The 25,670-nt window shown below is 37.5% G+C and carries 16 protein-coding genes; 12 read left to right on the top strand and 4 right to left on the bottom strand.

Going from position 1 to position 25,670, the window contains the following annotated elements; genetic code table 11:
- The first annotated feature begins 34 nt into the window (after nt 1–34).
- On the top strand, nt 35–2,725 hold the full coding sequence (locus EPU_RS01440; protein WP_010166088.1) for an Ig-like domain-containing protein: 2,691 nt from the start codon (nt 35–37) through the stop codon (nt 2,723–2,725).
- A 30-nt stretch (nt 2,726–2,755) separates the two neighbouring features.
- The gene (locus EPU_RS01435) at nt 2,756–5,458 is read left to right on the top strand and encodes an Ig-like domain-containing protein (protein ID WP_029487781.1); all 2,703 of its coding nucleotides are present in this window, start codon (nt 2,756–2,758) and stop codon (nt 5,456–5,458) included.
- 47 nt (nt 5,459–5,505) lie between these two features.
- Here EPU_RS01435 and glmS read toward each other — a convergent pair whose 3' ends face one another.
- A complete protein-coding gene (glmS, locus tag EPU_RS01430; RefSeq protein WP_029487780.1) occupies nt 5,506–7,296 on the bottom strand; it encodes a glutamine--fructose-6-phosphate transaminase (isomerizing) in 1,791 nt (596 codons plus the stop codon).
- A gap of 158 nt (nt 7,297–7,454) precedes the next feature.
- Between glmS and EPU_RS01425 the strand changes: the two genes are divergently transcribed.
- From EPU_RS01425 to EPU_RS01380, 9 genes are all read left to right on the top strand, one after another.
- Nucleotides 7,455–8,381: an AEC family transporter gene (locus tag EPU_RS01425; protein WP_010166084.1), complete on the top strand. Its 927-nt coding sequence runs from the start codon at nt 7,455–7,457 to the stop codon at nt 8,379–8,381.
- 82 nt (nt 8,382–8,463) lie between these two features.
- Complete coding sequence (locus EPU_RS01420; RefSeq protein ID WP_010166083.1) at nt 8,464–9,561, top strand: PucR family transcriptional regulator; 1,098 nt, start codon at nt 8,464–8,466, stop codon at nt 9,559–9,561.
- 21 nt (nt 9,562–9,582) lie between these two features.
- Complete coding sequence (gene ftsE, locus EPU_RS01415) at nt 9,583–10,278, top strand: cell division ATP-binding protein FtsE (protein ID WP_010166082.1); 696 nt, start codon at nt 9,583–9,585, stop codon at nt 10,276–10,278.
- Entirely contained in the window at nt 10,271–11,143 is an 873-nt protein-coding gene (gene ftsX / locus EPU_RS01410) for a permease-like cell division protein FtsX (protein ID WP_010166081.1), read from the top strand. The genes ftsE and ftsX overlap by 8 nt, the downstream gene beginning before the upstream one ends.
- Before the next feature lie 3 nt (nt 11,144–11,146).
- Nucleotides 11,147–12,544 carry a murein hydrolase activator EnvC family protein gene (locus EPU_RS12540; RefSeq protein WP_052296438.1) on the top strand — a complete coding sequence of 466 codons (1,398 nt, stop codon included), beginning with the start codon at nt 11,147–11,149 and terminating at the stop codon, nt 12,542–12,544.
- 1,696 nt (nt 12,545–14,240) lie between these two features.
- Nucleotides 14,241–15,179, top strand: coding sequence for a hypothetical protein (locus EPU_RS01395; protein WP_029487779.1), 939 nt, complete (start codon nt 14,241–14,243; stop codon nt 15,177–15,179).
- The gene (locus tag EPU_RS01390) at nt 15,173–15,502 is read left to right on the top strand and encodes a hypothetical protein (protein WP_010166077.1); all 330 of its coding nucleotides are present in this window, start codon (nt 15,173–15,175) and stop codon (nt 15,500–15,502) included. Before EPU_RS01395 ends, EPU_RS01390 begins: the two co-directional genes overlap by 7 nt.
- Before the next feature lie 265 nt (nt 15,503–15,767).
- Nucleotides 15,768–16,574, top strand: coding sequence for a sporulation peptidase YabG (gene yabG, locus EPU_RS01385; RefSeq protein ID WP_010166076.1), 807 nt, complete (start codon nt 15,768–15,770; stop codon nt 16,572–16,574).
- A gap of 508 nt (nt 16,575–17,082) precedes the next feature.
- Complete coding sequence (locus EPU_RS01380) at nt 17,083–18,660, top strand: DUF3794 and LysM peptidoglycan-binding domain-containing protein (protein ID WP_010166075.1); 1,578 nt, start codon at nt 17,083–17,085, stop codon at nt 18,658–18,660.
- Nucleotides 18,661–18,728: 68 nt separating this feature from the next.
- Here EPU_RS01380 and EPU_RS01375 read toward each other — a convergent pair whose 3' ends face one another.
- The 3 genes from EPU_RS01375 to EPU_RS01365 all read right to left on the bottom strand — a co-directional run bounded on the left by EPU_RS01375 (nt 18,729) and on the right by EPU_RS01365 (nt 21,896).
- Nucleotides 18,729–19,634, bottom strand: coding sequence for a polysaccharide deacetylase family protein (locus EPU_RS01375; protein WP_010166074.1), 906 nt, complete (start codon nt 19,632–19,634; stop codon nt 18,729–18,731).
- A gap of 121 nt (nt 19,635–19,755) precedes the next feature.
- On the bottom strand, nt 19,756–21,048 hold the full coding sequence (locus EPU_RS01370; RefSeq protein ID WP_029487778.1) for a dicarboxylate/amino acid:cation symporter: 1,293 nt from the start codon (nt 21,046–21,048) through the stop codon (nt 19,756–19,758).
- 56 nt (nt 21,049–21,104) lie between these two features.
- Nucleotides 21,105–21,896, bottom strand: a complete 792-nt coding sequence (locus EPU_RS01365; protein ID WP_010166072.1) for an SDR family oxidoreductase — start codon at nt 21,894–21,896, stop codon at nt 21,105–21,107.
- Between the two features lie 448 nt (nt 21,897–22,344).
- Here EPU_RS01365 and yicI point away from each other — a divergent pair, with 448 nt between their 5' ends.
- The gene (gene yicI / locus EPU_RS01360) at nt 22,345–24,660 is read left to right on the top strand and encodes an alpha-xylosidase (protein WP_029487776.1); all 2,316 of its coding nucleotides are present in this window, start codon (nt 22,345–22,347) and stop codon (nt 24,658–24,660) included.
- The last annotated feature ends 1,010 nt before the right edge of the window (nt 24,661–25,670 follow it).

Genomic DNA, 25,670 nt, shown 5'->3' with positions numbered 1-25,670 from the left:
CACATTATTGACATTATTGAAGGGAGATAATTTTATGAAATTAGCAATGCAACTAGCTATTCTAGCAGTTACMGCTTTTACTGCCATTCCCACTTTGGCTGTTTCGCAACGAGATATCGATAACCACTCATTCGGAGCCGTTTCATTTGAAAATGATGATAAGCAAACGTTTAAATTTTCCACCAGCTCTCCTCCTTGGGGATTTAGCGAATATTCTATAGAAGAATTTATGCCAACCGATGGAGATAACGCACTTAAAGTTCGATACGAAGCCGGCAGTTCATCGCTGATCCGAATCGCGCCATCCAACGGTGGCACTTGGGACTTTAGCGACAACCGAATGGTCCTTGCATTTGACGTCACAAATACCAACGAATACACACAAAGACTCAATACCGTTTTTAGATATCAAGGCGGGACCACTGCATATGTAAATGTCATTCCTCCAAATACTACCAAAACTATGTATTGCGTATTGGACCAAGACAAGATTCAGCTCGGTGCCGATGCGCTACCAAGTCCGATAGCAGAAGACGGCATAATCCCGGGTCCTGGCTGGGGCAACGTCAATTTTGATAAATCTAAAATTACCGGAATTGACTTATCTTGGAGTGTTGGTGGCGATGTCGGATACTACACATTCGACAACTTTAGAATAGTAGAAAATCCTCTTCTCGATGTCTCAACAGCATACGCGGGAATAGTTGATAAGTACGGGCAATACGCTCTTAAAACTTGGCCTAACAAAATTTTTAGCGATGCACAACTCAAAGAAGCGCAGGCAGCCGAAGAAGCTCAAGTTGCTATTTGGAAAGCTGAGCAAGAAGCGCGAACAGACCGCACTATTTATGGCGGCTACAAAAACGAAGCTTTGCGACAAGAAGCCACCGGCCATTTCTACACCACAAAAATCAACGACATTTGGACTCTAATAGATCCAGAGGGCTACCCATTTTTCTCAACCGGGTTTGGCATTGTTCGCAAAAACGGAATGGACACTTGGATCGATGGTCGCAACTATATGTTCCAGGAACTTCCAGCCAAGAACGGCGAATTTGCTGATCACTACGGCAAAGCCAGCGGAATGCAAGCTCCTTTTGGTCAAAAATATGGCACCAGCTTCTCTTTCTACTCTATGAATCTTGAAAAAAAATATGGCAGCGACTGGCTTCAAGACTGGGGCGACATGGCCATCGATCGATTCGAAGCTTGGGGCCTTACTTCTTTGGGAGCTTGGGCAGAACCCGATTTATTTTTCGGCAAGGGTGATACACATAAAACTCCATACGCAGCATTCACCTGGACCACCGTTTCGAGCGGCAAACACGTGAGGCTTCATGATACAATTCCCGATGCCTTCGATCCAGAATTCGAAAAATCCACCGTTGCCGCAATCAAGGATCAGGCCGTTCGCTACGGTATACACGAAGATCCATACTGCTTTGGCGTTTATGTTGACAACGAATATCCGTGGGGCACAAATATGACCAATAATAATCTAGTCAAAGCAATATTCGATGACGATGTTGCATCTGAAAAAAGCTATGCCAAGCGCCATTTCGTTGCCGTACTCGAAGATAAATATGGCTCCATCTCTGCACTAAACTCAGCCTGGGGTAGCAATCTCTCATCTTTTGCAGAGCTTGGAAAACCATATACTGGAAAAATCGCAGCCGAGGACGCATCTATGGTGGTTAGCCAGCTGTCAGACCAATATTACAAAGTCGTTGACAGCGTTGTCACAGAGCTCCTTCCAGGCACAATGTACCTCGGCTCCCGAAATACCGAGTGGGGCACTCCTATAGAAGTAATTCACTCTGCCATCAAGTATGTGGATATCCTGAGTTTCAACAACTACAATCCAGATGTGCAGCGCGAAAGTTTTAAATTCGAAGAATACGATATGCCAATGATCATCGGTGAGTTTTGCTTTAGTGCAACAGACGCTGGACACTTTAGCCCAACAACTATGGCCGTATCGTCGCAACAAGACAGAGCAGATGCCTATATAAATTACGTTGAGTCCGCACTCAAAAGCGGAAAATTTGTTGGAGTTCATTGGTTTCAATACTACGACGAGCCTATTCTTGGACGCTCTTGGGACGGGGAAAATTTCAATTTGGGATTTGTTGATGTAACAGATCAGCCTTATATGGAGCTAGTCGATGCGTCTAGATATGTCTACGACACGATGTACGACACGATGTTCACCCAAATTCCGATGACCAACATCCAAAACGAGCAAACCAGCATCGATTTGAGAGTCGGCCAAACTGCAACAATCGAAACCGCCACAACTCCTGCAAACCTAAACGAAGACGTAAGCTATTATAGTACCAACTTATACGTCGCAACCGTTGATGAAAACGGAGTTGTTACCGCAGTCGGCGATGGAGATGCCACAATAGTTACCAAGAATGCCAACGATTTATTCGTCGTTACCTCTACAAACGTAGTCGTTGGTGACGGCACCGAGCCCGCTTCCATACGCTTTGCCGATAACGCAAAAGAACTAACGCTAGCAGCTGGGTCAACGCTGGACCTTAAGAATCAGCTCAAATTGGACGGCGTCAATGCAGCCAACATCACATGGAAAACTTCCAAAAAGGCAATTGCCACCATTGAGAACGGCGTCGTTACTGCACATGCTCCTGGACGCATCAACATCGTTGCCGAGGAGAAAAACGGCTTTGCAACAGATTCGATCAGCATAGTAGTTCAATAATTTCAATATTTATCAAATTAGGAGGATATCATGAAACTAGCACAAAAATTAGCAATTATAGCATTGGGAGCATTTACTTTAATGCCCGTTTTAGCCGAGGGCGTTGCCAACAAGGATGCCAACGTAACTGCCGAAGAAATAGCAAACCACTCTTTTCAGCCTATATCTTTTGAGAACCTCACTGCTGAAAATGTAAAAATTTCGGCCGGCAACAAAGTTGATTATACTATAGAGCCATTCCATGCGACAGACGGTGAAAACGCACTAAAGGTACGGTTTACTGACGGTGGCAATGCGTCGATTACTATCGCTCCAGCAAATGGCAAATCCTGGGATTTTAGTGATAACAGAATGGTGTTGGCATTCGATATTACCAACCCAAACGACAGAACGCATCGACTCACCACAACCATCAAATATGCTGGTGGCTCCAAAGCATATATGAACTCAATTTCGCCACAATCTACTCACACCGTGTATTGCGTATTGGACGAAAGCCTGAGACAACAAGGGGCAGACGCATTGCCTAGCCCTATCGGATTTGACGGAATTATTCCCGGAGAAGGTTGGGGGGCTATGAACAACCCTTCAGAGATCACAGGAATAACTCTTGCCTGGAGCGTTAACGGGCCGGTTGGCTACTATTCATTTGACAACTTTAGAGTTGTAGAAAATCCTCTCTATAATATAGAAGAAACTTATGCAAATATCGTCGACAAATATGGCCAATACGCGCCAAAAGACTGGGCTAACAAGATTTTTAGCGATGAGCAATTAAAAGACGCACAAGCTGAAGAAGAAGCGCAAGTTGCAATTTGGAAAGCCGAGCAAGAAGCGCGAACAGACAGAACCGTTTATGGCGGCTACAAAAACGAAGCATTGCGCCAGGAAGCTACCGGTCATTTTTACCCTACCAAAATTGATGGAGCGTGGACTTTAATAGACCCAGAAGGCTATCCTTACTTTGCCACAGGATTTGGAATCGTTCGCAAAAACGGAATGGACACTTGGGTTCAGGGTCGCGAATACATGTTCGAAGAACTTCCAGAGCGCAACGGCGAGTTTAAGGAACACTTTGGCAGAGCCAGCGGAATGCAACCTCCTCATGGTCAAAAGAGCGGCACTTCTTTTTCGTTTTACTCTATGAATCTCGAAAAGAAATATGGCAACGACTGGCTTACGGATTGGGGCAAAATGGCAACCGATCGATTTAAAGCTTGGGGGATCACTTCTATCGGCGCCTGGGCAGAGCCATCACTATTTTTTGGCAAGGGCGATCAGCACAAAACCCCTTATACTGCATTCACTTGGACTACGGTAAATAGTGGAAAACATGTTCGATTATACGATACCGTTCCAGATGCATTCGATCCAGAATTTGAAAAATCCACCATTGCTGCAATCAAGGACCAAGCCGTTCGCTTTGGCATACACAAGGACCCTTATTGCTTCGGCGTCTATGTTGATAACGAATATAAGTGGGGCAACAATATGGCAAACAATCCTCTAGTCGATGCGATTTTTGATGATGACATCGCCAATGAAAAGGCCTATGCTAAGCGCCACTTTATGACTGTTTTCGAAGACAAATACGAAACCATCGAAGCGCTCAACAAATCATGGGGCACAAACTTCGCATCGTTTGAGGAGTTCGGCAAACCGTATAAGGGTGACATTCCTGCCGCCGACGCATCAATGGTTGTTAGCGTACTTTCTGATCGATATTACGCCGTTGTAGATAAGGTCGTTACCGAGCTCCTTCCCGGAACTATGTACCTAGGATCTCGAAACACCGAGTGGGGCACTCCTATAGAGGTAATAAAGTCGGCAATCAATTACGTCGATATTCTTAGCTTTAATAACTACAACATAGATATTCAGCGCGAAAATTTTAAATTCGAAGAGTACGACATGCCAATGATCATCGGAGAGTTCTGTTTTTCTGCAACTGATATGGGTCCATTTAGCCCAACAACAATGGCAGTGGTCGACCAACAAGCCAGAGCAGATGCGTATACAAACTATGTGGAGTCTGCGTTAAAAAGTGGCAAATTCGTTGGAGTACATTGGTTTCAATATTATGATGAGCCAATTTTGGGACGTTCTTGGGATGGTGAAAACTTCAATTTAGGTTTTGTAGACGTAACCGATCAACCTTATATGGAGCTTGTGAACGCATCTCGCGAATTGTACGATACTATGTATGAAACCAAATTTAGCCATGTGCCTATGACCAACATCAAAAACGTTCAAACTCAGGTAACGCTCGACGTTGGCTCTTCTATTGCGCTCGATACTATTACATCTCCTCGCAACTTGAACGCAGACGTGAGCTACTTTAGCACAAATAAATACGTCGCCACAGTGGATGACGCTGGCGTTGTTACTGCAGTTGGCGATGGTACTGCAACCATAATTACAAAAAATGCCAATGATCTATTCGTCACCACTTCTACAAACGTCACCGTCGGCGATACACAAAATTTAGATTCCGTGAGATTTGCTGATACCGCAAAAGAGATTGTACTTCAAACTGGCACTGCCATCGACTTAAAAGAATATCTATCGCTAGAAGGACTTTCCGCTTCCGATTTATCTTGGAAATCTTCTAAGAAGGCCATAGCAACAGTTTCAAATGGCATAGTTTCTGCTCACAACGGCGGCCGCGTTAATATYGTTGTCAAAGATAAAAATGGCTTTGCAACAGACTCGGTTAACATTACCGTTCGATAAAATACAAAGAAGCCAATAGTTGTTCACGCTACTGGCTTTTTTTGATGCTATTCTACTGTTACTGATTTTGCAAGATTTCTGGGTTTATCGATATCCAAATCGCGGCTCAGTGCGGCATAGTATGCCATCAATTGGCACGGAACTATTGTAACTAGCGGTGATAAAATCGGGTTTACATCTTCTATCACAATTTGATCCCCCACTGCGCTCAACGATTTTAACGCAATAATGATCGYCTTTGCTCCTCTCGATTTCACTTCTTTTATGTTGGATCTCGTATTTAGGTTGATGTTTTCTTGCGAGATTATCGCAACGACAGGAGTGTCATCTTCGATTAAGGCTATAGTTCCGTGTTTTAATTCTCCCGCCGCAAAGCCTTCCGTTTGTATATACGAAACCTCTTTTAGCTTGAGCGCGGCTTCCACTGCAACATAATAGTCGATATTTCTTCCTATATAAAAGCAATTGCGTTTGGTTAGATAGTTCTCTGCCAACTCTTTGTATGCCGCCTTATTGTTAGTTATTATTTCTAATGCATTTACCACGATGGAAATATCAGCTTTTATCGATTCAGCATCTACTCCTGCCTCTTTCGCTGCAAGTATCGCCATTACTGCAATTTGTGCGGTATATGCCTTTGTCGATGCAACCGCTATTTCTACTCCCGCATATAGTAATAGCGTATTGTCCGCTTCTCTTGAGAGTGTCGACCCCTTTACATTGGTTATAGTAAGTGATCTATAGCCTAATTTTTTGATCTTCACTAGTACTGCTCTACTATCTGCAGTTTCTCCCGATTGCGATAAAAAAATAAATAATGGCTTTTTGCTTAAAATTGGCGTGTTATATACAAACTCTGATGCTATATGAACTTCTGCTGGTATTTTGGCTATTTGCTCGAACAGTTGTTTTCCTACAAGCCCTGCGTTCATACTTGTACCTGCAGCAATGATGTAGATTCTGTCAGTTTCATTCAGTACATCCGTGATTTTTGGGTCTATGCTATACCCCGCCTCATCAAAATATTCTTGTACTATTCTTCTTAATACAAACGGTTGCTCATCTATTTCTTTTAGCATATAGTGAGAATATATTCCTTTTTCCATATCTGCAGCATCGAGGGTTTCTGTATATGGCGAACGYTCTACTTTTATTCCCAGCATTGTATAGATGGCCACTTCTGTAGCTGTTAAAACAACAAATTCGCCATCGTTTAATTCAATMAACTTRTTTGTATATTTTATTACACTCATAGCATCCGAGCCTATCATGTTAAAGTCATCTTCTACGCCTAGCAAAAGCGGAGACTTGTTTTTTGCAGCATACATTCGGTCCGGCATGTCTCCATCAATTATTCCCAAAGCATACGACCCCTTTAGCAAACTCATTACGTGGCGTATCGCAACTTCTACCGCCTCTCCTTCTTCAACAAACTTTTCGATTAACGCTACTATTATTTCTGTATCTGTGTCCGAAACAAATTTGTAATCACTTAAATATGTTGCTCGTAATTCTGACTCATTTTCTATTACACCATTATGAACTATTGTAAATCGTCCGTTATTACTCTGATGAGGATGCGCATTTATTTGGCTAGGTTTTCCATGAGTTGCCCATCTAGTATGACCTATGCCCATTTTGGCATCAAATTCCAGATCTACTAAAGTTCTCAAATGCGCCACTCTTCCTTCATCTTTATATACCAGCACTTCTTCTGATGCTAAGCAAATTCCTGCCGAATCATAGCCTCTATACTCAAGCTTACTTAGCCCRTCMAGTAAAACTTCGGCAACATTATTTTTATATCCTTGTCCTATATAACCAACTATTCCACACATATTCTTCCTCCATTTTATTTAAATTTTGTCTATTCTATAACATATTCTTAAATAACTAACATTGTGACAACAAATTTTTCAAGTGCTTGCTTAATAATTGTATAAAAAAGTACACTAGTTAATATACTATAAATATAACTTTAACGGGGGGTTTAGATATGGACATAGAATTAATATTACCAAGCCTAACTACAATATTTGTTTTACTCATCGTAGGATTCGTTTGCGGAAAATTCGGTTTTTCTGATACAGATTTCACAAAAAAACTCACTTCATTGCTCTTAAAAACTATTTTACCCGTCAATATCTTTTTCGCTATTGTACAACCATTTGACCAAAATAAACTAGTAAATTGTATATTTATTTTATTTTTATCATTTGGCGTGTATATTTGTGCACATATATTGGCAATTATAATTACAAAAGTTCTTCGCATCTCAGACTCAGAAAAAGGCCTTTGGAAATTTGCTATGGTGTTTCCCAATTGCGCATTTATAGGTTTCCCAATATTGGATGCCGTAATCGGGTCTGATGGTATTTTTTATGGCGGCATTGCTAATATTGCCTATAATGTTTATGCTTTTACAGTCGGAATCTTTATGATCAATAGTTCCAACAAAGGCAAGCACAAAATCAAATTTAAGGAAATATACCTAAACCCTGTTAATATCGCAACTGCTATTGGCTTGGTATGCTTTATATCTAGCGTTGGTGTTCCTAATGTCATTGCCGAACCTCTTATGGTATACGGAAGCCTTATGACCCCCCTTTCGATGTTTATTCTTGGAGCCACTCTTTCTAGAATGAACATTAGAGAATCATTATTAAATTTTCGAGCATATGCTATAAATTTCTTTAGATTAATTTTTGTTCCTGTTATTATCTCTAGCATAATTATTATTTTACCGATAGATCAAGTTTTAAAAGAAGTTCTTGTAGTTCTTGCGGCAATGCCGGCAGCTACCATGACTTTGTTATTTGCAGAACAATACGATTGCGATGTAAAACTTGCTGCTAGTATTGTATTTATAAGCAATATTTTATGCATGATCACTATTCCAGTTTTGCTTGTAGTTTTATTTTAAAAATGTTATACTTAAGGCTTAGTAAAAATTAGGTAATTAAAAGGGTATTAGAAAAATATTATATAATAAAGGGAGAACAACGATGATTACAAACCAAGTATTACAAAATATAGTAGATGGATTAAAAATGATTACCAGACGTGATATATGTATTTTAGATGCTGAGGCCAAAGTAGTTGCCACAACAGGAGAAAGCCTTTTGGGCGAATATAAAGAAGAAGTTAGTGCCTTTATTGTTTCTGCAGCTGACAGTCAAGAGATGCTTGGTTCTTTTTATGTAAAAGTATTCGATGAATATATTGTCGAATATATTGTTGCAGTAAAAGGAGGCGATGATGAAGCATACAAACTTGGCAAAATGACTGCGTTTCAAATCAAAAACTTGCTTATCGCATATAAAGAACGCTTCGATAAAGATAATTTTATTAAAAACCTTTTGCTAGACAATTTGTTGCTAGTTGATATTTATAACAGGGCTAAAAAACTGCACGTCGAAAACTCTGTACCCAGAGTAGTATATCTAATAGAAAATGTTGATGTTGGAGAAGTTAGTATCACAGAAACAGTTAGAAGTCTTTTTCCGGATAAGAATCTAGACTTTGTCACTGCCGTTGATGATAAAAGCATCATTTTGGTTAAAGCTCTTGAATCTAAAAACGAAGAAGAAGTCCAAGAACACGCTGATATTATATATAACACACTATTATCAGAAGCTTTAATTCAAGTTGCTATTGGTGTGGGGACTGTTGTATACGACCTRAAAGATGTTTCCAATTCTTACAAAGAAGCTGCCATGTCCTTAGAAGTTGGAAAAATTTTCAATTACGAAGCAAAAATTTCTACCTATTCAAAACTTGGTGTTGGGCGAATCATCTACCAACTACCTGTCACTTTGTGCCGCATGTTTATCGACGAAGTATTAAAAGGCAAAAAGATCACACACTTCGACGAAGAAACTCTCTCAACAGTAAACAAATTTTTTGAAAACTCTTTAAATGTTTCCGAAACCTCCAGACAGTTATATATTCACAGAAATACTTTGGTATATAGATTAGATAAACTTCTTAAAATGACCGGTCTTGATCTTCGTGAGTTTGACGATGCTATTGTTTTCAAAATCACTATAATGGTTAGTCAATATATGGACTATATGGAAAAGCAAAGTATGCCTAAAATATAAACCATAAGATTGGAGAAACAAATGATAGAATTAGCACAAGTTTCTAAAATTTATTCTAACGGAGCGATCGGTCTCAAGACCACTTCGCTTCACATCAAGAAAGGAGAATTTGTATTTGTTACTGGAAATAGCGGTTCTGGCAAATCATCATTTCTTAAATTGATACTTAAAGAAATAGAACCATCAACTGGCATCATTACTGTTAATGGCCGTAATATAGAAAATTTGATACATCGTCAGATCCCCTATTATAGACGACAAATCGGTGTCGTTTTTCAAGATTTTAGATTACTTTATAACAAAACAGTATTTGACAACGTAGCATTTGCTATGCGGGTTATTGGTGCAAAGAAAAAGCATATCAAATATCAGGTACCTATGGCCCTAGCATTAGTGGGGCTATCCAAAAAAGCCAACTGCTACCCCAACGAACTATCCGGAGGAGAGCAGCAGCGCACAGCCATCGCAAGAGCTATCGTTAATAATAACCCTATATTAATAGCAGACGAACCTACCGGAAATCTCGACCCCTCTACTGCGTGGGACATTATGAAACTGCTCTTGGATATAAATAGCAGAGGCGTCACAGTATTAGTCGCATCGCACGAGAGTGACATAGTGACTACATTTAAAAAACGCGTACTAGAGCTTCAAAACGGCGAGATTATAAGCGATCAAAATAATGGTGGATATGGCCAGGAGGAAGAATATGTTTAGTTATCTTCTGGGCGAAGGCATCAAAGGACTATTTAAAAATAAAATGATGACCTTTGCCTCTATTACTACTATAGTTTTATCACTTTTAACTCTAGGAATTTCATATTCTATAGCAATTAACCTTGAATATTTGGTATTACAAATAGAAGACCAGATAGGAATAAGCGTCTATCTAGATGATGCATTTAACAATCAAAATATCCTAGAATTACAAGAAACTATAAAAAATTTAAAATATGTAAAAACAGTAGACTTTATCTCAAAAGATATGGCGCTTAAAACTTTTGCAGGAGACGATTCTTTGCTATATGAAGAATTTAAAGACGACAATCCGCTTCCTGCATCTTTCGAAATTAAATCTACTAATGTGGATTTTCAAAGAGTTGTTGTATCACAATTAGAGCAATTGGGCTTGGACGCCACGTATTTTGTAACTGAAACTCAGGCATTCCTGTCGCTTAATTCTTATATACAACGCTTTTCATTAATATTTATTAGTATACTTATAATTATATCGCTCTTGCTAATTACCAACACAATTAGATTAGCTGTTTTTGTTCATAAAAAAGAGATAGAAATCAAGAAATTTTTGGGAGCAACAGATAATTTCATTCGGATCCCCTTTGTAATAGAAGGAATTTTGATAGGACTTATCGGCGCAACCATTCCTAGTTTTTGTATATACTATATTTACAGATTTGCAGCAGATAAATTAACTTTGGCACTTTCTGACATTATTAATGGTCTTGTTCTCCAAGATCTTAATTTGGTTATGGCTTGGCTTTTACCTGTTTATTTTGCATTAGCAATTAGCATCAGTGTGATAGGAAGCATTATTGCTATTAGCAAACATCTGAAGGTGTAGCCTATGAAAAGACATTTATTATTCATCGGTCTTTTTATATTTGGACTGGAGTCTTTTTTGTTTGCTACAACATCGGACACACCTGCGACCAAAAATTCTGACTCTACCGAAAACACCGCTAATGCTTCAGACGTTAAAGTAGATTCTAGCGTTGATAACACTGCTCCAGCCACTGATAACGCTACATCATCTGATAATAATTCTACAGACGTTAAAGTAGATTCTAGCACCGAAAATGCTCCTAAACAAACTCATTCTGGACCTACTGCAGAACAGCTAAAAGCTCGAGAAGAAGAAAAACGCAAATTTGAAGAGCACCAAAAGCAAGTAGCAGCAGAACTTAAAATTAAGAAATTAGAATTAGAAAGTAACCAAGATGATATAGAAAAAACTCAACAAGTTATCGATATCAACTTGCAACAACAAGATTTGATAAATGCCGAAATCGATCAATTAGATTTGCAGATCATAACTTTGGAAGAAGAAATCAAGTTATTAGATGAAGAAAGCAGACTCAAAAAACTTGATATTGAAATCACTAAAACCGAACTTGCTCAAGCCGAAMTAGATAAGCAACTACATTACGAAGCAACCAAAAACCGCATGGTGCGAATGTATAAAAATAATCGATATGGCTATATTTATCTCCTATTCTCATCATCGAGTTTAATAGAACTTTTAAATAGAAGCTATTATATCAGCATTATTGCCGATATAGATCGCACTGTACTTGCAGAACTCAAGGAAAAACAAAACCTTGTTGCAGCCAAAAAGCTGCAGTTGGATTCTGAATACGAAGCATTGGAGCTGCTTAAAGATTCTGAGTTGAATAAGATCGCAGATCTTTCTACTACAATGGGTTCCAAGATGACCAAAATTGCTCAACTCGAAGAAAGCCAATCATCTCTCGAAGAYCAGCTTGGCGCATTAGAAATTATAAGCACCGAACTTACAGAAGAGATACAGTCTCTGATAGCCCAAAGCCAGCTTGCATTTAACGGAGCTCTGTTTGTCTGGCCTGTTCCTGGTTGGACTCGCATCAGCTCTGACTATAACCCAAGGCAAAATCCTATATTGAATATACCCGAGTTTCACCAAGGCATTGACATTCCAGCTGCATATGGATCTCCAGTCGTTGCAGCAGCTGACGGAGTGGTTATAATCGCTGGTTGGGTAAATGGATTTGGCTATACGGTTATGATAGATCACGGYGATGGACTAACTACGCTTTATGGACACAACTCTACTTTGAATGTAAATGTTGGGGACTACGTATATGCAGGTCAAAAAATCGCCGGCATCGGTAGTACTGGATACTCAACCGGAAATCATTCTCATTTTGAGGTCCGAGTTCATGGTCAACACACCAATCCTTGGCCATATTTAGGAGGAAAACGCTAACGAAAATCCGATCCCAATCGATACAATTTGCCTAGAATCTACTTTAAGGTACTAATAAAACGAAAAAACTTTTAACTTTTAGCTCAGGTATTTAAAGGACTCCACTCACTTTAAGTACCTTATTTTTTACTTTAGGATTGTCAAGCATTTTTTTATGTGCTAGTATAGTTTGTGTAAGCGGCAGACAACAAATCGACAGCAACACCAGCAAGTCGATATCGAGTCTATAAATAAATGCAACTTAGTCTTTTCACATAATATCCGCTACAACGCACTACATATTACTTATCTACGTAACGCACTACTACTACACTTTACATTTAGCTATACTATATAATAAAGCCTTTGCATCGCTACAACACCAGTAAGTCTTTGCAACTGCAGCTCTACTATATAACAAAGCCTTTGTATCGCTGTATCCACAGTAAGTCTTTGCGACTGCGACTCTACTATATAATAAAGCCTTTGCATTGCTACAACACCAGTAAGTCTTTGCAACTATAGCTCTACTATATGATAAAGCTTTTGCATCGCTATATCCACAGTAAGTCTTTGCAACTGCTACTCTACTATATAATAAAGTCTTTGCATCGCTACAACACCAGTAAGTCTTTGCAACTGCTACTCTACTATATAATAAAGTCTTTGCATCGCTACACCATCAGTAAGTCTTTGCAACTGCAACTCTACTATTATATAATAAGGCCTTTGCATCGCTACACCATCAGTAAGTCTTTGCAACTTTACCTCTACTATATAATAAAGCTTTTGCATCGCTACAACACCAGTAAGTCTTTGTAACTGCTACTCTACTATTATATAATAAGGCCTTTGCATCGCTACACCATCAGTAAGTCTTTGCAACTGCTACTTTACTATATAATAAAGCTTTTGCATCGCTACAACATCAGTAAGTCTTTGCAACTGCTACTCTACTATATAATAAAGCTTTTGCATCGCTACACCATCAGTAAGTCTTTGCAACTGCTACTTTACTATATAATAAAGCTTTTGCATCGCTACAACACCAGTCAGTCTTTGTAACTGCAACTCTACTATATAATAGGGCCTTTGCATCGCTACACCATCAGTAAGTCTTTGCAACTGCTACTATTATATAATAAGGCCTTTGCATCGCTACAACACCAGTCAGTCTTTGTAACTGCTACTTTACTATATAATAAAGCTTTTGCATCGCTACAACACCAGTCAGTCTTTGTAACTGCTACTCTACTATTATATAATAAGGCCTTTGCATCGATACAACACCAGTCAGTCTTTGTAACTGCTACTTTACTATTATATAATAAGGCCTTTGCATCGCTACAACATCAGTAAGTCTTTGCAACTGCTACTATTATATAATAAGGCCTTTGCATCGCTACAACACCAGTAAGTCTTTGTAACTGCTACTCTACTATATAATAGGGCCTTTGCATCGCTACACCATCAGTAAGTCTTTGCAACTGCTACTATTATATAATAAGGCCTTTGCATCGCTACAACACCAGTAAGTCTTTGCAACTGCTACTCTACTATTATATAATAAGGCTTTTGCATCGCTACACCATCAGTAAGTCTTTGCAACTGCTACTCTACTATATAATAGGGCATTTGCATCGCTACAACATCAGTAAATTTTTGTAACTACTACTAAAATAATAAAATAATAACTAATAAAAGGAGATGAATTATCATGAAAAAGAACATAGGTTTTCTAGCTTTATTAGAGAGATTTAATACTAGTCGCGCTAAAACATATAGGTATTTTAATACTAAGCTGAGTGCGGAGTATCCAAGCAACGATTTTACAGAATTATTCAATAATGAGTTATCTAACAATCCCGCAAATACGGGAGCGGCTGAGCTTTTCTTAGCATCTGCTTTCCTACCAGAATTTATATCTAAAATCAAGGTTAAAAAGAATCCATATATAGAGAAGGTTGTGAATTGTCAATTATTGGAATACCAAACAGCAATGAATACACCTGCAGCAACAGAGCCAAAATCGGTTTCATTGGACGAACAAGAAGCTATTTTTGAAAGTAGTGTACTTGATCTCTTAAATAACAATAATCTAACAATCCAATTTAGTAAAATTACTATCGATGTCAAAAAAATTGAACCAACTGATACCATTATAAGTATTATTAATAATAGTGAAAAAAATAGAATAACTCAAGATACTATCAAAAAATCAAGTACCATAGATACGATCAAAGAGGCTTTATTACTTAACGATGATACAGGAGATGCGATCAAAGAGACTTTATTACTTAATGATGATACAGGAGATGCGATCAAAGAGACTTTATTACTTAATGACGATACAGGAGATGCGATCAAAGAGACTTTATTACTTAATGATGATACAGGAGATGCGATCAAAGAGACTTTATTACTTAATGATGATACGGGAGATGCGATCAAGAGWCTKYAYTAYTTAATGACGATACAGGAGATGCGATCAAAGAGTCTGCACTATTTAATGACGATACAGGAGATGCGATCAAAGAGTCTGCATTATTTAATGACGATACAGGAGATGCGATCAAAGAGTCTGCATCATTTAATGACGATACGGGAGATAAGATTAAAGAGACAAATAAGAGTACCAAACAACTTCCTGTGCTAAGAGATATCGCACAAGCCATACTTCAAAACGAAATTGAACAAGCTCGTCTTGAACAATTTGAAAAAGATATGGACAAGCATACAAATGTTTTGGAGTCCGAAGAGAAAGTCACAACAAAAGGCAAATTATTCCATCTAGGCGAAAAGTTAGCTAGCCTCACGCATCGCGAAAAATTGCGATCTCAGGAGACTTCAAAGTTTCGATTGCGAATCGGAGGTCCGCACATACAGCGTAAAAACAAGATACGAGAACCATCTATTTTCTCTAATCTAGTTTATCTAGAAGACTATCGCGGTTGGCGCAAAACCAATGCATATATATAGAATGCTACATATTACTGATCCCTAATTTTAAAGTATGCGACGAAAACCAAGCATACACGTTGAGAAATTCCACTTATTATAAGTGAGGTAGTACACGAGACATATATAATAGAAATAGATACGGCAATAGATAAAATAATAAAATAATAGATGCCAAATGCATACTCGAGCTATTAGACCTATTTATTTCTAAAGTATGTATAAAACAACCCCTAAACTTAATAAACATTATAATATGATAGGTAAGTTTGAGGAGTGAATTAAAATGCTAACAGTAGGTGATTATGTTCTTAGACAATCTTATTCAAAAGATATCTTATTCAAAATCGACTACATTACTCGACAACATGTTGCAGTCCTTAAGGGCGTGACATATAGAATACTTGCAGATGCTGATATTAGAGATCTAGTACCAGCCAGCGGACTACGTAGTATACCTAATGAGCGTGACACTATGGATTTAATTGATGCCAATGTATCTAAAGTTCAAGAGGAACATAAGCAGTTAGATACAACACGAATGCGAAAAATAGGCAAAGTTTTGCACATCGACGGTGATGCCTTTTATCTAAATGTCTGCCTAAATTATTATGAGACTTTAGGAATAACAGCAGTAGGTGAGAACGTTGCAGAAACCGTCCAGCCTCGAAAAGTCAAAGAACTAATCGAGAAACATAATCCTGACATTTTGGTTCTGACGGGTCATGACTCTTTGCAAAAGGGGGGAAAAACAAATGAGCTAGAAAATTACAAAAACTCGAAATATTATATCGAGTCAACAAAAGAAGCCAGAAAGATACGACCCACCAGTGATCAATTAGTTATCTTCGCAGGTGCTTGCCAATCCTATTTTGAGGAATTATTATTAGCTGGAGCTGATTTTGCAGCTTCACCAAATCGAGTATTAATCCATGCACTAGATCCTGTATTTATTGTCGAACGAATTGCATATTGTCCTTTTTATAAGGTATTAGATGTAACAGAGGCAATTAAATATACAATTACACAGGGTGGTGTGGGTGGGTATGAAGTCCTAGGCAAAAGCCGCGACGGCGGCCCCATATTTACATAATAAATAACAAGGAGCGTGATATTATAAGCAATTTTACCTTACCCAAACAATTCAACAATTTTATAGATAGGAGGAGGATACCATTGAGATTATAAACCARTTACCCAMACAATTTTATAAATAGGAGGAGGATACCATTGAGATTATAAACCARTTACCCACACAATTTTATAAATAGGAGGAGGATACCATTGAGATTATAAGCCAATTACCCAAACAATTTTATAGATATAAGGAGGATACCAACGRGATTATAAGCTACTTACCCAAACAATTTTATAGATAGGAGGATAATAATAATGAGATTATAAGCTACTTGCCCAAACAATCCAAGCAATTTTATAGATAAGAGATAGATAGGAGGTTTGCTTATAAGATAGAGCCGAATCCACAAGATTATTACCTAAACTTTTATTGGGCATAAAAATTGTTAATGTGAATATATATGTATTAGCACAATTTTGTTAAATACAAGCATACAATTTTTAAATTTTGAGGAGGAAAACAAATGGCGGTGGATTTAATAAAAAAATGGATGGATATCACACAAGATACCCACAGCGCTAATTCACAAACAGTTAAAGAGAAAGACTTAATAGTGCCTGACGGTAAATCAGATGTGCATAAAATCCTTTTGTTAGATGGCAAAATCAGGATTGATCAAATCGATATACAAGCCAATCGAATTGTATATCAGGGTCAAGTTGACGTCACCATTCTTTATGTTCCAGAGGGAGAGGACGCTTCAATTGTAAAAATGAGTGGAACCATTCCTCTTGAAGATTTTATGATTGTCGAAGGCTTAGAACCTAGCGACCGTGTCGATTTTCATTTCGATATAGAAAACATACACTTCAATCTACTAAATGAACGTAAAATCAACGTTAAAGTGATTATCGCTCTTGATGCAGTTATGACTAGCACGAAGGAAGTTTCTATAGTAGAAGACATTAAAACAGACGACAACGTACAAAAAAAGGCTAAAGAGGTAAACATAATTACAATGATGCCTTATAAAGAGGAGAAAAGAATTATTAAAGAAAATCTTCAAATTCCTCAAAACAAGCCTGTACTTGGTGAAATACTAAAGCAAACAGCCGATATTATAGAAGAGCAGATTAAAAGAACTGACGACGAGATAGAATTTAGTTGCAAAATAGAAGTCTCTACATTATATAAATCAGCCGAAGACGAGAAGACTCTAGAAGTAGTTACCCATAAAATTCCTGTTAACGATGTAAAGATAGATTTGGCTCGTGATGAAAACGAAGCCTATATTACCTGTGAGCTAGATATCGTTCCGACATACGATCCACAAATCAGTCCAGACTACGATGGCGAAGACAGAATGATTGAAACAGAATATATTTTGACTGCCAAGTATACGACTTATAATAATGAAAAGACTGAGATTATTGATGACATATATTGTCCTGGCAAAAAGGTCAATATTAGTAGCAACAACGAGACATATCAAAATCTAATTTTTAAAGACATCACCATTGCTTCCAAAAAAGTAAATTTAAATGCCGAAGGTTTAAGCCCAGAAAATAACAAAATATTCACAACCGAAATGAAAGTTAAGGTAGAAGACAAAGTATTGGACGGGAGCACATTAACAATCGAAGGATTTGTTGAAATTTTAATAACCTATATAAGCGAAAATGGAGTCAACAAAATTGGTGTCTTCGAAGACGCTATCCCTTTTGAAATTAGCACTCCAACTGCAGTTAGCACAGGAACTTACACAATCAATGTACTTCCAAGAGCCACTGATATTAATGTTGCTAATTTCAGTAAAGACAACATTACCCTCGAGTATAATCTAGAATTTAACATCGAAATGTATGATACAAACACCTTAAGAATCATTGATGAAATTGTATTTGAAGATATGACCAAAGAAGAACTTTCTGACTATCCTAGTATTATCGTCTATAACGTTAAACCTGGCGAAAATATGTGGGAAATTGCTAAGAGATTTAATACTACTGTTGAAGAAGTAGCACAGATTAATGAGTTCGAAAAAGACACAAAATTAAAAGGCGGAGAAAAAGTCATTTTAATCAAGAAAGCCAAATTTTGATTTTAAATAAGCAGCAAGTGGTAGACTGATTTATCATCTGCTCAACAGCTACTTCTTGCTACTTCTATTTAGCTTAAATACCTTAATATATCAGCACAATCAATTCTACCCAATCTATATCGCTCACTATTGTTTGATGGTGCCGATAGCACTGCATAATCAATATTCAACTTTCCCAAAACTTTAATGGTATCTTCATTATATCTACCACAAGGATAACTTACTATATTCACAAACTTACTAATAATATCTTGTAAGATTATCTTATTTAGACTTAATTCTTGATACTGCATTTCTTCTGAAAGTTTGTCAAAATTGTATGGGTGCGTATGAGTATGCAAAGCTATTTGATGTCCGTTTTTCGAAATCATTCTTATATCTTGGAGACTAAACCACAAATCTAAATTATCGGGGTCGAGATCGGAATTTAAAATTAATAAATCCATCACTTCATCATAATCTTCCTTTAGTATTTGATCTCTAAAATATCGAAATTTCCTGTCGTCATAGGTATAAAAACTATACTCTTGTAAGTATTCTTCAAAATTCAGTTCAGTACATATTCTATTATAAGTATCAACCCATTTCGTTTTAGTAATTGCGTCAAAAAATTTTACATAGAAATCATTCACATCTTTAAAATAATTATTTCTAAAATGACGATACAATTCCAATTTATCTCTTCCACTCAATATTGCTTTTGTGTTTATCGCATAAAGCCCTTTTAAGTTATGGCGCTCCAAAACTGGAAGCGCTATTTTTATTTGTTCTTTTAGCCCATCATCAAACGAAAGAAATACCTCGTTACTGCTCAGTCTGTTAGTTTCATATTTATTGAACCATTCATCAACAGAAATTATTTTATATTTTGAGGTAGTAATAATCTTTTCTAAATCCTGTTCAGACAGGCTTCCCTGGCATTTTAAATATGTGATATCATCATGAAAATAATGAAACATTATAGAAGCAATCATATTTTCTTCCTCCCGTCAAACCTTATTTGGCATAATTGTATCATATGCAGCAATCCAGGACAATAGTCAATAACTGGCAACMAAAAAGACTTACCATCGCTGATAAGCCTCAATATCTCATTTATGCTGCTACTTCTTTTGTCTCCTCACTCATATTATCATAAACGTCATCTTTGATAGCGTCATTTTGCTTTGCTACAATTATAGTACATACGGCATCGCCAGTGATATTTACAGCGGTGCGAGTCATATCTAATATACGGTCAATACCCATTATGATTCCTATTGCCTCTACTGGCAATCCAACAGATGCGAATACCATAGAAAGAGTAATCAAACCAACACCTGGCACGCCAGCCGTACCGATAGACGCCATAGTCGCGGTAAATATAACAGTCACATAATCCATTACAGAAAGGTCGATTCCAAACGCCTGTGCCGCAAATACAACCGCTACRCCTTGCATAATCGCTGTTCCATCCATATTTATTGTTGCGCCAAGAGGAATTGTGAAAGAAGAAATTTTCTTAGATACTCCCATCTTTTTGCTTAATGTATCAATTGATAGAGGAATTGTCGCATTTGATGTTGCTGTCGAAAATGCAAATCCCATAACCGGAAAAAACTTTTTCAAAAATTTAGTTGGACTTTTCTTCGCAAAGATCTTTAGCATAATCATATACACTATAAAGCACTGAACTCCAAGCGCCAACAATACTCCTAACATGTACTTAATCATTGGCAAAAATCCATCAAACCCAATYTCACTAAATGTCTTTGCAACCAAGCAGAAAACCCCAATAGGAGCTGCTTTCATAACCATAAGAGTCATACTCATCATAATCTGATTCCACTGATTAAAGCTATTGGAAATATTTCTAACGCTATCTCCTAATTTTGCTAAGATTATTCCGACCAATACTGCAAAGAAAATAATCTGCAACATATTTCCTTCTGCTAATGATCCTATAGGATTCTTGGGAACAATATTCAAAAAGGTATCCACAACACTAGTAGCTTCCGCCGCTGTTGCCGTAGACATTTTGATAGATTCCATATCTAATCCAACTCCTGGATTAATCAACTCTCCTATAGAAAGCGCAATTGTGATCGCGACGGCTGTGGTAATAAGATAAAACCCCAGGGTCTTAATCCCCACTTTACCCAATGTGTTTGTATCTCCAATTGCCATCGTTCCACAAATTAACGAACAAAATACTAATGGAACAACCAACATTTGCATCGCTCTTATAAATCCATTCCCCAATAAGTAAAATACTCCATTCACTAAAACATCATCTCTAATAAAACTTGCAGGCACAAAATAGAAAAATATAACCCCAACCAGCATTCCTGCGATTAAACTTATAAAAATTTGTGTCGACAAGCTCATTTTTGCTGCTAATTTCTTCATGAATCCCCCTCCAATTTTATTACAAGGAGTAGACTAATTTCATTGCCCAAATCTCCTTATTTTAAATAATCTTCAAGACCTTCTTGCCACGATCCAATGCTATAATTTTTTACTTTTTCTAACATAAAGTTTTCGAGTATTTTATAGCTTTTTTCATCCGCATCAACAGCAGTTATGTGACTGCTAGATTTAAGAATCCTAGCGATTTCTACGGCAATCTCATATTTGCTAGGTGCTCCGGTATTAACGGCATGGTAGATCCCATAGTCCTTGGAGTTAATTACGCTCACGATCAGCTTTGCTAGATCTTTTGGACTTGTAGGTTGAATAAATTGATTTTTAGGCGCATCAATAGACTTATTTTCTTTACATGCATCTATAACATCTTGAATAAATCCTCCATAAGTTAACCCTCGTCTAATAATGATATACTTAGATTTAAAATCTCTAACATATCTCTCCCCTGCCATTTTTGATAGCCCATATATAGTATTAGGGGTTGGTAGATCAAATTCCGTGTATGGAGTCTCTTTATCATTTCCAAAAACTTCGCAACTTGACAAATGGATCAACTTAGCATCTATATCATGCGCGGCCAAACTAATATTTTTCGCTGCAACAGCATTCACTTTATAGATTTTGTCCACATCAAGTGTTTCTTTTGCATTAGCACAATTGATAATGATTTCTGGTCGATTCATTCGAGCATATTTATATACGTCAGATATATTTGTTATATCAACCTCATTCACATCTGTATCAAGTAATTCAATTTCTCTAACATCTAGTAACTTTAACAATTCTTTTCCCACTTTACTTGTGGAACCTATAAGCCAAACTTTTTTCATATTCTAACTCCTTTCGCAATATTTTGTATATATTATATGTCATTTTATTAATTTTTACAATATACTTTATTAATCTTCAAGTTTTTTTTAAATACACAACATTTATTTTAATTTTCTTTTAATTTTATTGTATCAAATATTACAACTCGATAATATATTTTCAAAAATATCGCAACATTAAATAAATTAAATTTCGAATCACTTTATTTTTTATATACTTTTCTGTATACAAAATCTCAAAACGACTTTATTATTTTCAGATCTTGCAATGTTATAACTATTTTTCTAAAATCATTACTGTTTGACCCATTAAAATTGCAAGTATTATCCATATAAATTGCACTTAAATTATTCAACTAAAGTATTACTTTAATCAGCACGACCTTGCATAATTTTTCATTCCCAGTTARACTGATAAAAATTTTAATTTACTTAAAGGAGAATATTTATGAAATTTACAGATGGATATTGGTCTACCAAACCCGGAATCACTAGCAATGATACAGTACAAATTCGAGAAATAAAGATAGATAAAAATCAAGTTCGTTTATATGTTGTCAATTATACATTCAATCAACGCGCAATGGATGGCCCTGTTCTCACAATATTTATTTCTTCTCCTATGCCAAACATATTGCGCACACAGGTCTATCACTTTATGGGCAGTAACGAAAAAGAACCTCAGTTTGAGCTCGAAAATCAAGCCTGCGATATAGACGTCCTCGACACAGAAGACCGCCTTATTATTTCTTCTGCAGATACCAAGATGGTAATCACCAAAAATCCTGCCACCATCAGTTATTATTACCAAGATCGCCTTCTAACAAAGGTCGGCAATCGCTTTGGCAAAACCATTTTAGGCTGCCTAAACACCCCTGACGGAACGTTTATGAGGGGTCAATTGGACATAGATTTAGACGAATATGTTTATGGAATGGGAGAACGTTTTATTCCATTTGTTCGCAATGGGCARGTAATTGATATCTGGAACGAAGATGGTGGCACGGGATCTGAGATTTCCTACAAAAATATTCCTTTCTATCTCACCAACAAAGGCTACGGTGTATTTGTAAATTCTACAGACAAAGTATCTTTTGAAGTATGTTCTGARGCCGTTACCAAAGTTCAGTTTTCTGTGCCCGGTGAAAAACTCGACTTTATGCTAATAGGCGCTGCTGATATGAAAGGGGTTTTAGAAAATTACACTTCACTTTCTGGCAAACCTGGACTTCCACCTGCATGGAGTTTTGGACTGTGGCTAACATCTTCGTTTACAACATCCTACGATGAGAAAACTGTTTTGGGATTCGTTGATGGCATGAAAGAGCGCAACATTCCTTTGCATGTATTTCACTTTGACTGCTACTGGATGAAAGAAAATGAATGGTGTAGCTTCGAGTGGGATCCTGCTACCTTCGGCAATATTGACAGCTTCTTAAAAACTCTTAGAAAAGATTATCAGCTCAAAATTTGCGTCTGGATTAATCCATATATTGCKCAAAAGTCTCCTCTATTTGCCGAGGCTAAGCAACACGGCTTTCTGCTTCTAAAACCCAACGGCAACGTGTGGCAAACCGACAAATGGCAAGCCGGCATGGGTATTGTCGATTTCACAAATCCCGCCGCATATAAATGGTACCAAACTAAATTACGCACTCTCTTAGATCAGGGCGTGGATACTTTCAAGACCGACTTTGGCGAACGCATTCCCACTGATGTAATCTATCACGATACTAGCAACGCGACTCAGATGCATAACTTTTACACATATCTTTATAACAAATGCGTCTACGAATTGCTACAAGAAGTTCGCGGCRAAAACGATGCTTGTCTATTTGCTCGCAGCGCCACTGCCGGCGGACAAAAATTTCCCGTACACTGGGGCGGTGACTGCTCTTCCTCGTTCATATCCATGAGCGAATCAATCCGAGGTGGTTTATCTCTATGCTTGAGCGGATTTGGATTTTGGAGTCACGACATCTCTGGATTTGAGGGCACTGCGCCAGCTGAAGTTTACAAACGTTGGGTTGCATTTGGATTATTGTCAACCCACTCTCGACTACACGGCGCAAAATCCTATCGAGTGCCATGGCTATTCGGAGAGGAAGCCGTCGAAGTTCTTAGATTTTTCACCAATCTCAAATGTACTTTGATGCCATATATTTTTGATGCAGCTGTCTATGCTCACGACGTTGGCATTCCAGTAATGAGAGCAATGATCCTGGAGTTCACAGATGATTTAAATTGCACACACCTAGATCGCCAATATATGTTAGGCAACAGCATTTTAGTTGCACCTGTCTTTACCAACAGCGGCGATGTAAACTACTACCTACCAAAAGGCAAGTGGACGCATATTTTATCCAATGACATAATCGAGTCTCAAGGCAGTTGGCAATACGAAAACCACAACTTTATGTCTCTTCCTCTACTTGCAAAAGAAAACTCCATCATTGCCTTTGGCAACAACGATCAACAGCCTGATTACGACTATGCCACCGGGCTAACATTACACATTTTTGAGCTCTCCGAAGAAGCATCTACAACAATATACAATACAGACGGTCAATGTATATTCACAGCTGCAGCACTAAACTCTAACAACACCGTTACCATAACCTTCACCGGAGTTGCCACAAATCTAAAAATACTTCTCCGCAATGTTTTTGCCATCCACAACCTCAGAGGCGCCATTGCGATTTCCACCAACCTGGGTATAGAATTATCCGTGCCTGACCTGCAAACTGTTTCATACAATATGTAAAATATCATTCTCCACGATTTTAGAGAACGCTATTTGTACTCTAAAATCGGAGAAAATTTTACTTCAAACTCTACTTTAACTTCATTTTTTTTGAATGCAATAACCATTGTAAATACTAGCTTTCTAACTTCAAGTTCTACTTTAACCTCTACTTTAACCTCTACTTTAACTCATTCTACCACCGCTGTCTCTGCAGATGTATAATCTTCAAATTTATCTATCATCTCAGATACAGTTGCTTATATTTTAGCATGCGCATCTACTTCTATTTTCACAGACACCAATTTCTCTACTTTAACTCATGCTGTTACCGCCATTTCCGCAGATGCATAATCTTCAAATTTATCTACCACCTCAGATACAGTTGCTTGTACTTTAGCATGCTCATCTACTTCTATTTTCACAGACACCAATTTCTCTACTTTAACTTATGCAACCATCGCTATTTCTGCAGATGCATAATCTTCGATTTTATCTATCACCTCAGATACAGTTGCTCATATTTTAGCATGTTCATCTACCTCAATTTTCGCAGATGCTAAGTTCTCTACTTTAACTTATGCTATCGCTGCTATCTCTGCAGATGCATAATCTCCAAATTTATCTACCATCTTAGATACAGTTGCTCATATTTTAACATGCGCATCTACTTCTATTTCCGCAGATGCATAATCTTCAAATTTATCTAGTACCTCAGATATAGTTGCTTATATTTTAGCATGCTCATCTACTTCATTTTTCGCAGATGCATAATCTTCGATTTTATCTATCACCTCAGATACAGTTGCTCATATTTTAGCATGTTCATCTACCTCAATTTTCGCAGATGCTAAGTTCTCTACTTTAACTTATGCTATCTCTGCTATCTCTGCAGATGTATAATCTTCAAATTTATCTATCACCTTAGATACCGTTGCTTATATTTTAGCATGCGCATCTACTTCTATTTTCGCAGACACCAATTTCTCTACTTTAACTTATGCAACCATCGCTATTTCTGCAGATGCATA

Origin of the sequence: Candidatus Epulonipiscium viviparus (genome assembly GCF_000171335.1) — a bacterium.
Classification (GTDB): Bacteria; Bacillota; Clostridia; order Lachnospirales; family Cellulosilyticaceae; genus Epulonipiscioides; species Epulonipiscioides viviparus.
This window is presented reverse-complemented; position numbering and strand designations above follow the sequence as displayed.